The following is a 12,502-nucleotide window of genomic DNA, read 5'->3' as shown; positions in this document are numbered from 1 at the left end:
TTCTTATATCATACAGGAGGAGTGTAAAAGGTATTTAAAAGTAAGCTTAGCCCGTAAATTGCTGTACCCATTCACCATTATAATAGGCCACACCAATTGTAGTGAAACTTGAGTTCATAATGTTTTTGCGATGTCCGTCGCTGTTCATCCAAGCGTTCATGACCTCTTCTGGCGTACGTTGGCCTTTAGCGATATTCTCGCCGGCAGTACTATACTGGATTCCATTAGCTTTCATCATGTCAAATGGCGAACCATAAGTTGGCGATTGATGATCAAAGTAATTGTTATCATACATATCCTTTGCTTTCTTCATCGCAACTTCAGACAACTTATTGTCCAGCTTAAGTGGAGCTAGTCCTGCTGCAGCACGTTCCTTGTTCACGAGCTCAGCTACCTGCTTTGCAAACTCGGATACATTTGCAGCTTGCTCCTGCTTGTTCTGTTCTGTGCTGCCGTTAGGCGACTGCTGCTGGCCCTTATTTTCAGTTCCCCCTTGCTTAGGTTGTTCAACCTTCACTTGGCCGGAATTGTTATTGTTCCCTTGCTGTTGACCGTCTTGCTTGAACTGTGGGAACCACTTGGACAGTAGTGCAGACCAATCTTGTCCGTTGATGTTCCACTTCATCGTGTTCTGCGTACCCTGCTGCGAATTGCTATTAACCTTAATATTGTTATTAACGTTGCAATCTGCATTACTAGCTGGTGCAGCCATTACCGAGCCTGCGGATAATACTGGAGCAAGTGCAAGTGCACCCACGATTACGACTTTCTGCATCTGTTTCTTCAAAGATGTCATCTCCCTTTGCAGCCTACGAGGTTAGCTGACGGGTTCGGGTTAAGAGATTCCCCTATCGCATGTGCGATTTCACCCCAATGTTGGTTCCCCCGTGCTCATTCATGAGCTTCGGCTTTCGTTTTTTAATTCTTACAAATCGTAACATGTTCCACACCTGAATTCATTTAAAACTTAATGTAAACAGATGAATATTATTACAAATTCGTCATAATTAAAAAAACGTACCCGCTCAGTAACGGGTACGTTCTTGTTTACTTTCGAGATGAAGACCATGCTTCAAGACGGCCAAGCACATCCTCTCTTGCGTCTAGATAAGCTGGACTATTGTTGTATTCAACCTTAAATACATAAGCATTCATAACAGCAAGCAGCAGCTTGTAGCTTTCTCTTCGTGTTTGTGCAGCGATAGACATATCCAACGGTTTACCGTATCCCGCCATAAAGTCAGCATTATTGTCCCATAATACAAATTCATATTCAGGATCGGCATACATCGATCGATCCGCATCAATAATCGCAGCAATCTTCCACACATTATGTTGTTCAGTCACCAGAACATTGGGATCCCATAGGTCATTGTGAACAAGCACAGGAGTTGTAATCTCATCAAAAATGCGCTCATTAGATCGGAAAAGGTTTAATAATACGTCCATTTCCTGTTGTTTAAACACCCCATGAACAATTGACTTTCCTGCTAACTCATTTACAAACTGCAAGATGACTTGTGACCAGCTCTCACTACCTCTAATACCTTGTCTTGAAGTTGGCCAACCGAATTTTTCCCCTGTGATTTCATGAATTCGTGACGTGTACTGACCCAAGCTGCGACGTAACGCTGCTTTTACATGCTCAGGAACAGTGGGGTCATTCATGGGCACACTCGGCATATATTCCATGACCATGTACACTCGTGGTATCACTTCACAAGACTCATCACAGATTATTACTTTAGGAACGGGAATCCCCTTCGTCGCCAGAAGGTTATAAATATGTGTCTCTGCGCCCATCATCGTCTTCTCAAAGTCTAGAAGCAGCTCATGGCGAATCGGGGCTACACGCAGCACAACTGCAGCTTCTGGCCGTATCGTATGAATTAAATAAGTCGTATTAAACAAACCTCCACTTAGCAATGAACAAGAGGACACCTTCGTGTGGAGGTCAAAAGTTTCCGTCACTATTTTTGTAATCTGCTCTACTGTAAGCTCTTCATATATCCGCGAAGTTGGATTCATCTGTTGTGCTCCTTTGAACTATGTAATTATGCTGTACCTAACCTTGATCCTAGCACTTATTAATTGGTGTGACTCCTATATACATCACACTTTCTCCTGCTGCCCTTCATAACTCCCCCGTTCGTGAATATATTGTGTAACAAGAACTTACAGCAGGGATTCATCCTGTTGCTAATCAGGAAGGGGGAGCATCATGACTGAACCGTTATTTATCGTATCCCGTGAAGACTGGTCGCTCCATCGTAAAGGATATCAAGATCAAGCGCGCCATCAGCAGAAGGTGCGTGAAGCGATAAAGCAGAATTTTCCAGACCTGGTCACCGAGGAAAATATTATTTTGTCGGATGGCAAACAAATTATTAAAGTCCCAATCCGCAGCCTGGATGAATTTCGTTTTATGTACAATTTTAACAAGAAGAAACATGTAGGCCAAGGAGACGGCGACAGTAAAGTAGGCGACGTGCTTGGAACTGATAAAGAACAGGGGCCCGGCAAAGGGCAGCAAGCGGGTGATCAGCCTGGAGCAGATGTAGTTGAAGCGGAGATCAGCATTGCAGAGCTAGAAGGCATGTTATTTGATGAACTGGAGCTTCCCCATTTGCGTCCTAAGGACAAAGAACAGGTTGAAGTGAAAGAGATTCGCTTTAACGATATTCGCAAAAAAGGGATTATGTCCAACATTGACAAGAAGCGTACGATTCTTGAAAATATGCGGCGCAATGCTTTATCCGGTCAGCCTGGTATACATGGTATTAATCCAGATGACCTGCGATTTAAGACGTGGGAAGAAATTATTAAGCCACAATCAAATGCAGTCATCATTGCGATGATGGATACATCAGGAAGTATGGGCTCCTTCGAAAAATACTGTGCGCGCAGCTTCTTCTTTTGGATGACCCGCTTCTTGCGCAAACAGTATGAAAAGGTAGACATCGTATTTATAGCCCATCATACAGAGGCAAAGGAAGTCACCGAGGAAGAATTCTTTACTCGCGGTGAAAGTGGTGGCACAATCTGTTCCTCCGCATACATTAAGGCGCTTGATATAATCGATCGCCGCTATCCACCTGCCAGCTACAACATTTATCCTTTTCATTTCTCAGACGGCGACAACTTGACAAGCGACAATGAACGCTGTGTAAAGCTGATCGGTGAACTGTTAAAGCGCACGAATATGTTCGGTTACGGCGAAGTGAACCAATATAACCGCAGCAGTACACTTATGTCTGCGTATCGGAATATCAACATTCCGAACTTTATGTACTATGTCATTAAAGAAAAAACAGAGGTATACAAAGCATTGAAGCACTTTTTCAAAAAACAGCCCGCGGCTGTCCGATAACGTCCAACTTTACGCGGCTAACTAGATATGAACGGGGCATCTGCGATCTGACGACCGATGGATTGCTCCATTCATGTCTTGCGCCTTTCATTGTTGTCTTATGATATAGAACGGTTACTGATTCTCAAGCTTATCGTTCAATCACTATGCTGCTGATGCCATGGTTTTATGAAATTGAAAAAGATATCAACCGCCACAGTACCTTGCTGCTCGCTGTTTCTTGGGATACTATGGTTAGAGAACAGTATTCTACCTTAGGTAACTTCCATTTACTTCATTTTACAAGATTAGATCAAAGGAGATGTGTCAATGCAGAACAAGCGAGGTATGCTTTCAGAAGATTTATATCGATTAACATGGTTAAGCGATCCTGTTATTAGCTCTTTTAATGGACGTATTGCCTACGTGTCGAAGTCTGTAAATGAAGAGAATAGCGGTTATCGCTCGCATATACGTCTCATGGAACAGGATGGCAGCGGGGATATTCCCTTTACTTCTGGAGATAAGGATCATTCGCCAGCGTGGTCTCCTGATGGTACACAGTTGGCTTTTTTGCGTCAATATGAGGACAAGCCGCAGATATGGATGATTGCCGCCTTAGGTGGCGAAGCGCAACGTTTGACTGATCTTGCCCACGGTGTGAACTCCTTTGTCTGGTCTCCTGATGGACAACGTATACTAATCCGTTCATCTGTAGAACATACAGATGTAGAACATACTGAGGATAATGCCCTTTCAAACACTGTCCGCGCAGACAACGCGTCGACAAGCGGAAAGGACGAACAGCCAGCTAACGGCGGCAAAGCTGGCTTACAGGCAGCAATATTTAACCGGCTAAATTACAAATCCGATGCCGGCGGTTTATGGAACAACAAGAGATCTCATCTGTTTGTGTACAATATAGGACATAACGGCACCGATCTACTTCAACTTACTTCCGGTCATTACGATATCGGAGAATTTGCCTGGTCTCCCGATGGGAATGAGATCGCTTTTACAGCTAAAATAATGGATGATAACGATGTAGATCCGGATCTCATCCTATCTAACAATCTGTACGTCATAGATGCAGCAGGACAAAATCGGCGCAAACTTACGACTTGTGAATGGGGGATCTATGATCTTGCTTATTCCCCAGATGGAGGCTGCATCGCCTTCTTTGCGAGCGATCGCTCCTACTATAATGCTACGATTGCTCGCTTATACTCAATTCCTGCCGCAGGCGGCTCAATTACTTGCCTCAGCGCAGACTTGGATCGTCCACTTGGACATGGTGCGATCAGCGACATGAGATCCAACATCGCATCTACGGGTCCAATTTTTGCTGCTGATGGTTCCAGCATTTATTCGTTATTTACATCCGAAGGCAATGTGCATATTGCCCGCTTCGCTGCTGATGCTTCCAGCTATGAAGTCATTACAACCGGTGATCGCGAAATTTACCAATTTGCCGATGCTCGCAACGGTAAGCTAATCGTTGCGTCTGCTGATCTCACTCACCCTGGCGATTTATTTGCATGGGATATAGAAGCAAAGATGGAAACTCGGTTAACCAACTGCAATGAAGCTCTTTTTAGCGAAGTCGAGATCAGTTTGCCTGAAACATTCTGGTTTAAAGCTGGTGACGGATGGGACATTCAAGGATGGATTTTAACGCCAATTGGATATACAGCAGGTACTAAGGTGCCAACGGTGCTCGAGATTCACGGTGGTCCGCACGCCATGTATGCCAACACCTTTATGCATGAGTTCCAACTACTCGCCGCAAATGGGTATGCTGTGGTATACACGAATCCGCGAGGTGGGCATGGTTACGGCCAGACATTTGTCAATGCATGCCGCGGCGACTATGGCGGCAAGGATTATTCAGACTTGATGGAAACGGTAGATTATGCGGTATCCACTTATGACTTTATTGACTCGTCAAGATTGGGAGTCACAGGAGGCAGTTATGGCGGGTTTATGACCAACTGGATCGTGGGCCATACGGATCGTTTTAAAGCAGCCGTCACGCAGCGTTCTATCTCCAACTGGATCTCGTTCTACGGTGTAAGCGACATCGGTCATTTCTTCACAGAAGACCAGATTGGTGGTAATCCGTGGAACGATTTGGAGAAGCTGTGGAAGCATTCCCCGCTTGCTTATGTGGAACAAGTTCAGACTCCACTGCTAATCTTACATGGCGAGAATGACCTGCGCTGCCCGATCGAACAAGCAGAACAGTTGTTTATTGCACTTAAGCGCCTTGGCAAGAAGACTCAATTTATTCGCTTCCCATCCTCCAATCACGAGCTGTCACGTGGTGGCAACCCTGGCTTGAGGGTGCAGCGCCTTAACCATATTGTGCGTTGGTTCGATGAGCATATTGAAAAGTAAGTAACTTTGCTCATACATGGATGGTTCAATTTACCCGAAAAGATGCGGTGGTCTATGGACCTGTTTAGGTGCTATTGAACTCGCAAAATGGTTCTATTGTTTCAAATCTTTAGTTCAGATCTTTAGTTCAGTTCTATAGTGCAGTTCTACAGATCAGTTCTGCAGATCAGTTCTGTAGCTCAGTTCAGTTCTACAGTATAGTTCTATAGCAAAGTTCTATAGTTCAGTTTTGCAGTTCAGTTTTGCAGTTCAGTTCTACAGCTTAGTTCTATAGCTCAGTTCTATAGCTCAGTTCTACAAGCAATACTTGGTTTCCAAGTTCTGCTTGGCTTAGCTGGTGAATTTCATGATATATCGTTTTGATAACCTAACCTGAGCATAATGAACCTAACATAAAAGTATTCTTGGTTGTGAAGTACACACCGTTTCCCTGTCGATGGATATGTTTCCATTGATCTGGGTGACGGTGTTTTTTATTTCTATTAAGGGGACGTGAAATCTATGACATATGAATCGATGTATGAAAAATGGTTCGCTGATGCACTCGAAAAAAGCAGCGGTAATCGGAAAATGAGGCTAATGCAAGGGAACGGATACGCAGAACAATTATTTCTTGAAAAAGCGTGGTATCCTGCCTTTAAAAGCTTAGAACATTTATATCCTGAATATGAGGTTGAAGATTATCGGGATGGGAGCAGGTTTCTTGACTTTGCTTACATACGTTTCCCACTGCGATTAGCGATTGAAATTGATGGTTATGGTCCTCATCATGCTAAAGTAACACGGTGGCAGTTTTCCGATTCACTTATCAGACAAAACCATCTGATCATTGACGGATGGCGTATTTTACGGTTCTCCTATGACGATATTCACGATAAACCTCGCATGTGTGAGCAACTCCTTCAACAATTCATGGGAACCTGGTACCAAGGATATGATACTGGTCATTCTAGCTCCCATGAAGTTTTGGAAAATGAAATTTTGCATTATGCGGCCCATTTGGATCGAGATTTACTCCCGCAGGATGTATGTCATTTTCTAAATGTCGGAAAAGAAAAAGCTCGCTCCCTCCTAAAAAGGATGGTGGTAAAGCAAATGCTCCTGCCGCATAAAGGTGGAAAGATGCGAATTCGCTCCTATACCGTGAATCGAAATTATATGGAGAAGAGACGCGACCTATTCCTTTAGCTACCATCGTACGATGAGCATCGGCATAAGGATGATATGCCGGCTTATCTTGCTTATTTCACCGCTTTGAGGGTCATTTAAGGCGGGTTTTACGCCTTAAATGACCCTCATCGGCTTTATTGCCCGCTCGGAAGTGGCTTGGAAGACTCATTGCTGCTTCCTGTTCCCTTAGCTATCATCGTACGATGAGCATCGGCATAAGGATGATTTTCCGGCTTATCTTGCTTATTTTGCCGCTTTGAGGGTCACTTAAGGCTGGTTTTACGCCTTGTTTTACCCTCTTCGGCTTTATTGCCCGCTCGAAAGTGGCTCGTATGCTCCATTGCTGCTTCCTATTTCCTTAGCTGTCATCTTACGATGAGCAACGGCATAAGGATGATATTCCGGCTTATCCTGCTTATTTCGTCGCTTTGAGGGTCACTTAAGGCTGGTTTTACGCCTTATTTTGCCCGCTTCGGCTTTATTGCCCGCTCGGAAGTGGCTTGGAAGACTCATTGCTACTTCCTTTTCCCTTAGCTATCATCTTACGATGAGCACCGGCATAAGGATGATATCCCGGCTTATCTTGCTTATTTCGTCGCTTTGAGGGTCACTTAAGGCTGGTTTTACGCCTTATCAAATATTGTAGCCTGGAGATCCTTTTCTTTTTTCTGTAATTACGGCTCTGTCTGGGACTTTAGATCTCCGAAGATCCCAGATTTAATAACTTCAGATACCTTTGTGCCGTTGGATCATTGCCTCACTTTGGGGCGTTATGTCACCTTCGATCATTGTCTAACTTTAGCTCGTTGTGCCACCTTCGTTCATTGCTTGACTCTAGCTCATTGAGTCGCCTTCGATCTTTACCTGACTCTAGCTCATTGTGCCACCTTCGATCATTGTCTAACTTTAGCTCGTTGTGCCACCTTCGTTCATTGCTTGACTCTAGCTCATTGAATCGCCTTCGATCTTTACCTGACTCTAGCTCATTGGATCACCTTCGATCATTGTCTAACTTTAGCTCGTTGTGTCACCTTCGTTCATTGCCTGACCTTCGCTCATTGTGCCACCTTCGATCATTGTCTAACTTTAGCTCGTTATGCCACCTTCGTTCATTGTCTAACTTTAGCTCGTTGTGCCACCTTCGTTCATTGCTTGACTCTAGCTCATTGAGTCGCCTTCGATCTTTACCTGACTTTGGCTCAATGGGTCGCCTCCATCATTGCCTGACTCTAGCTCATTGGGTCGCCTCCGATCATTGTCTAACTTTAGCTCGTTGTGCCACCTTCGATCATTGCCTAACCTTAGCTCCTTGTGTAACTTTAGTTTATTTTCCAGCATTAGATTGCCGTGTGTGATCTTAGTTCGCTGTCTGACTTGGGACCGAATTGCGAGTTGGATCGCAGTGAGACTTTAGAGCACCTTAACCCTATTTTCCGTTTGCATCTGCGAACCCTACACTCATCCAACATCCTACATTTCTAATATGGCGTATACACAACTATGATCAACATATCTATTATCAAAAGCTCTGTCCCGTCCCTCTCGGGCCGTAGTAACTGCGTAATCCAAAAAAATGACCAATCAGGTTATTGCGGGCGGAAAATTTGACTGCCGAATCACTAAAAGATATCATCTCAACCTGCACATATCCCCCCTACTTCTGCCATACATATGGTATGAAACGTAATTTAGAGCTCGGAGGGATCGCGACATGAAACAAGACGATACTCGCCAGCTGGAGCGGGCGATTGCTGAAATAACAGAAATTGCTACCGGCTTTGGACTGGACTTCTATCCGATGCGGTACGAGATATGCCCGGCTGATATTATTTACACATTCGGTGCTTACGGGATGCCTACCCGCTTTCATCACTGGAGCTTCGGCAAGACATTTAACAAAATGAAGATGCAATATGACTTCGGTTTAAGCAAAATTTATGAACTCGTTATCAACTCCAATCCCTGTTATGCGTTCCTGTTGGACGGCAACTCCCTCATCCAGAACAAACTCATCGTCGCCCACGTACTCGCCCATTGCGACTTTTTTAAAAACAATGCGCGCTTCTCTACCTCTAATCGTAATATGGTGGAAAGCATGTCCGCTACCGCTGAACGTGTCTCAAATTACGAACTAGAATTCGGCACACAAGCTGTAGAGAGCTTTATTGATGCCGTGTTGGCTATTCAAGAACATGTTGATCCACAAATTATTCGCCCGCAGAAGCTTGACAAGCAGCGCTACATGGAGCTCAAGATGAAAGAGCAAAAAGACAAAGAACCACCGAAGCAGCCCGGACAATATGACGATCTTTGGTCGCTCGAAGACAAAGCTAATGGAACAAAAACCAACGGGCGTACAGACAGCCCAGAGCAAATATTCCCGCCTGAGCCTGAGAAGGACATCGTCTGGTTTATTCAGGAGTTCTCGCCCGTATTGGAAGATTGGCAGCGTGACATTATGTCCATGTTGCGCGACGAGATGCTTTATTTCTGGCCACAGATGGAGACTAAGATCATGAATGAAGGCTGGGCGTCTTACTGGCATCAACGTATTTTGCGTGAGCTGGATCTGACAACGGAAGAATCTTTCGAATATGCCAAGCTTAACTCATCAGTTGTACAGCCCTCCAAACACAGCTTGAATCCCTATTATTTAGGTCTTAAAATTTTCGAAGATATCGAATATCGATGGGATAATCCAACCTCCATCGAACAAGAAAAGCTCGGTCGAGAACCCGGTCAAGGACGTGCCAAAATATTCGAAGTACGCGAGGTCGATTCCGATCAGTCGTTTATCCGTAACTATTTAACCAAGAAATTGACAGACGATCTGGATTTATATGTGTTTGAAAAGAAAGGCCCTGATTGGAAAATAACAGATAAATCATGGGAAAACATTCGTGATCAACTGGTTTATTCACGTGTCAACGGTGGTTTTCCTTACTTAGTCGTACAAGACGGAGATTACCAGCGAACAGGAGAATTATATATCAAGCACCAATACGAAACTGTGGAGCTTGATCTCAAATACTTAGAACGAACGCTTCCCTACGTTTATACGTTATGGGGCAAATCCGTCCATATTGAGACCAAAGTCGAGGAGAAGACGGTGTTGTTTACTTACGACGGCAAAAAAGTATCGCGCAAGTTTATCCCCTAATATAAGATCCGCCGATTTTTATATCCCCCATCTGCCTTGCAGATGAGGGGTTTTCTTTTGTGGATATTGTAGATATTGTTAATATTGTTAATATATTATTATTATGGATATTATAATTCTGTACCACGATTGTTGAGCCTTCATTTTTCGTGTTCCTCGCCAATCTCGGGTAGCATTCCATTTACCCAGACCGTCCAAGCTCCAATTCCAGCACTGAATGTAGGTACATAAGAGCATCCTCTGAAATAAAGTTGACAAGCACTCATCATGTGTCGCCAAGAAAATGTGTCAGCTACCTTTATAAATTCCACGAATGTACATTTCAACCCTAATCAAATGGTCATATGTATATAAATAAAGATTTACGCCTGTGAAGAGGATATAAACATCTTCTCATCTGGCATCAAGCTCAAACTTAGGTTGAATGGGGTGAAAACACTAATTTTTAAGCATACCGTTACGTTTCTTAGCTTGTCGGGGAAACGGTAAGAAGCGGAACGACTATGCGAACATTGATCGGTTCAAGAATCCATGTCCTATTTATCCGGAACCTAAACTCTTTCATCCATTAGTAGAATTATTAAATTTATTTATGCAACTCCAAAAAGCTCTTTCCGATTAACGATGTCGGGATAGGAGGTAAAGTGTTGGAACAGTATCAAATTGAACCTTGGGATCATATTACTACCGTCTCGCCTGGCACAGTGTTGGAACAGTATGTGCCCCCTGAACTTGAAGCACTAGGCAGACAGGTAATGGAACAATACGATATGAAAGTATCCAGTATGGTGCTGATCACTTCTAAGCCAGACAAGGGTGGCGCAATCTGGAAAATTGAAACAGATAAAGGTCCTCGCAGCATCAAAGTTCTCCATCGTCATCCGCAAAGAAGCCTGTTCAGCGTAGGTGCCCAGGAATATCTGGTTCAGGTAGGAGCAAGAGTGCCTGCACTCATTCCGACAATAGATGGGCGGCTGTATGTTGAGGCTGGTGGAAAAAGTTGGATTGTAACCGACTGGATCGAAACGTTGGTGCCAGCATCCAAAATTGATCTGGAAGGTGCTGCTCAGCTTTGCCAGGGACTTGGCGAATTCCATACATGGACAAAAGGATATAAACCGCCTGCAGGCGCCTCTAAATCCTCAAGATTACACGGATGGATCAAATATTATCAAAAAATAATAGCAAAGATCGGCTGGTTTCGTCATATTGCCGAGGCATATAACGAAACAGCGGGAAGTGGGCCGCTGCTGCAAGTCGTTGATGATTTTGAACGACAAGCTGTAGAAGCGTTAGAACGTCTGAATAACTCAGAATATGCCAATATGGTCGCCATGGGCGAACCACACTGGGGCCTTGCCCATCAGGATTACGGCTGGTCAAATGGCCAAATGGGCCCTGGTGGCATCTGGGTTATCGACCTCGACGGCGTTTCTTATGATCTCCCATTCCGTGACCTTCGTAAAATTATTACGAGCACAATGGATGATATGGGAGTCTGGGATATTACCTGGATTCGCGGAATGATCGAGGCCTATCATCTCGGCAATCCGTTTGATCAGCAAATGTTTGAAATTCTGTGGATCGATATGGCATTTCCGAATGAATTTTATAAACACGTCAAGGAAATGGTATTTGATCCTGTCAACTTCCTCAATTTAGAATTGATGCCAATCTTACAACGAGTATTGGCAACTGAATCCACCAAGTGGCAAGTGCTGCAGGAGCTGTATGCAGACAAGGAAAAGTATCCGTTAGGAACTTACGAGCCGCAATACGTTCCAGAACAATGGAGCCTCGCACTTCCTAGTGAAGATGGAAGCTTTGTCGCCACAGACCAATCTCCATTCTTTGATTTTACTAACGTTAGCGATAATCCTGTATCGCCTCCATTTGTTGCAGCAGAGGCACCAGCAGCCGCTCTTCCACCACATGAACAACATCCAATTCCGCTACAATTGCCTGTCAATGAAGCAGCCAATGAAGCAGCCAATGAACCTTCACTGGCCAGTGCACTTATTGCGGGCAGCGAGTTGTCAGAAGTGCCCCCTGTCGGTCTTTCAGAGGTGCCTGTTGCCCAAGGTCTAATTACCCTAGCCCCGATAAGGCCAATCATTGCTGCCCCTATTAAATTATTAGTCCGTTCTAAGAAAAGACGGCGCAAAGCCTCGCGAAATACAAATACGATATTTCGGCGTTCAGGATCAAAGAAAAAGAGTGCTTCCCGAAAAAAATCGGCACTGAGCCTAACCATCAAGCGACGAAAAGCAACAAAAACGTCCCCATCCAAAAAAAGTATCGGTCGCTTGCAAAAACAAAGAAAAAAATCACTCCCCTCCAAACGCCCTGCATCTCCCTATAGAACCACGCTTCAGAAAACCAAACGAAACACTCGAAAGACCGCTTAACGAAAGGAGGAAACAGCC

7 protein-coding genes and 1 riboswitch are annotated in these 12,502 nt (G+C 44.3%); of the genes, 5 read left to right on the top strand and 2 right to left on the bottom strand.

Going from position 1 to position 12,502, the window contains the following annotated elements; translation table 11 throughout:
• Nucleotides 1-46 precede the first annotated feature (46 nt).
• Nucleotides 47-796 (bottom strand): CAP domain-containing protein, encoded by a 750-nt coding sequence (locus MH117_RS00140; RefSeq protein ID WP_239326214.1) that lies wholly within the window; start codon nt 794-796, stop codon nt 47-49.
• A riboswitch (cyclic di-AMP (ydaO/yuaA leader) is annotated at nt 792-920 on the bottom strand. (Overlaps the previous gene by 5 nt.)
• A gap of 127 nt (nt 921-1,047) precedes the next feature.
• Nucleotides 1,048-2,028: a phosphotransferase family protein gene (locus MH117_RS00135; RefSeq protein ID WP_239326212.1), complete on the bottom strand. Its 981-nt coding sequence runs from the start codon at nt 2,026-2,028 to the stop codon at nt 1,048-1,050.
• Between the two features lie 193 nt (nt 2,029-2,221).
• Here MH117_RS00135 and yhbH point away from each other — a divergent pair, with 193 nt between their 5' ends.
• The 5 genes from yhbH to MH117_RS00110 all read left to right on the top strand — a co-directional run bounded on the left by yhbH (nt 2,222) and on the right by MH117_RS00110 (nt 12,484).
• Nucleotides 2,222-3,370 (top strand): sporulation protein YhbH, encoded by a 1,149-nt coding sequence (gene yhbH / locus MH117_RS00130; protein WP_239326210.1) that lies wholly within the window; start codon nt 2,222-2,224, stop codon nt 3,368-3,370.
• 309 nt (nt 3,371-3,679) lie between these two features.
• Nucleotides 3,680-5,746, top strand: coding sequence for a S9 family peptidase (locus tag MH117_RS00125; protein WP_239326208.1), 2,067 nt, complete (start codon nt 3,680-3,682; stop codon nt 5,744-5,746).
• A gap of 501 nt (nt 5,747-6,247) precedes the next feature.
• Nucleotides 6,248-6,934 carry a DNA-binding response regulator gene (locus tag MH117_RS00120; protein ID WP_239326206.1) on the top strand — a complete coding sequence of 229 codons (687 nt, stop codon included), beginning with the start codon at nt 6,248-6,250 and terminating at the stop codon, nt 6,932-6,934.
• Between the two features lie 1,693 nt (nt 6,935-8,627).
• A complete protein-coding gene (locus MH117_RS00115; RefSeq protein ID WP_239326204.1) occupies nt 8,628-10,076 on the top strand; it encodes a SpoVR family protein in 1,449 nt (482 codons plus the stop codon).
• A gap of 647 nt (nt 10,077-10,723) precedes the next feature.
• Nucleotides 10,724-12,484, top strand: a complete 1,761-nt coding sequence (locus MH117_RS00110; protein ID WP_239326202.1) for a CotS family spore coat protein — start codon at nt 10,724-10,726, stop codon at nt 12,482-12,484.
• Nucleotides 12,485-12,502: the final 18 nt, after the last annotated feature.

The organism is Paenibacillus sp. ACRRX, from assembly GCF_022346885.1.
Lineage (GTDB): Bacteria > Bacillota > Bacilli > Paenibacillales > Paenibacillaceae > Paenibacillus_B.
Note: the sequence above shows the minus strand (reverse complement) of the source record. Positions and strands in the feature narration are given on the sequence as shown.

Coding starts and splice junctions, on each gene's coding strand:
- MH117_RS00140 (WP_239326214.1), bottom strand. CDS start 796: ATGACATCTTTGAAGAAACAGATGCAGAAAGTCGTAATCGTGGGTGCA.
- MH117_RS00135 (WP_239326212.1), bottom strand. CDS start 2,028: ATGAATCCAACTTCGCGGATATATGAAGAGCTTACAGTAGAGCAGATT.
- yhbH (WP_239326210.1), top strand. CDS start 2,222: ATGACTGAACCGTTATTTATCGTATCCCGTGAAGACTGGTCGCTCCAT.
- MH117_RS00125 (WP_239326208.1), top strand. CDS start 3,680: ATGCAGAACAAGCGAGGTATGCTTTCAGAAGATTTATATCGATTAACA.
- MH117_RS00120 (WP_239326206.1), top strand. CDS start 6,248: ATGACATATGAATCGATGTATGAAAAATGGTTCGCTGATGCACTCGAA.
- MH117_RS00115 (WP_239326204.1), top strand. CDS start 8,628: ATGAAACAAGACGATACTCGCCAGCTGGAGCGGGCGATTGCTGAAATA.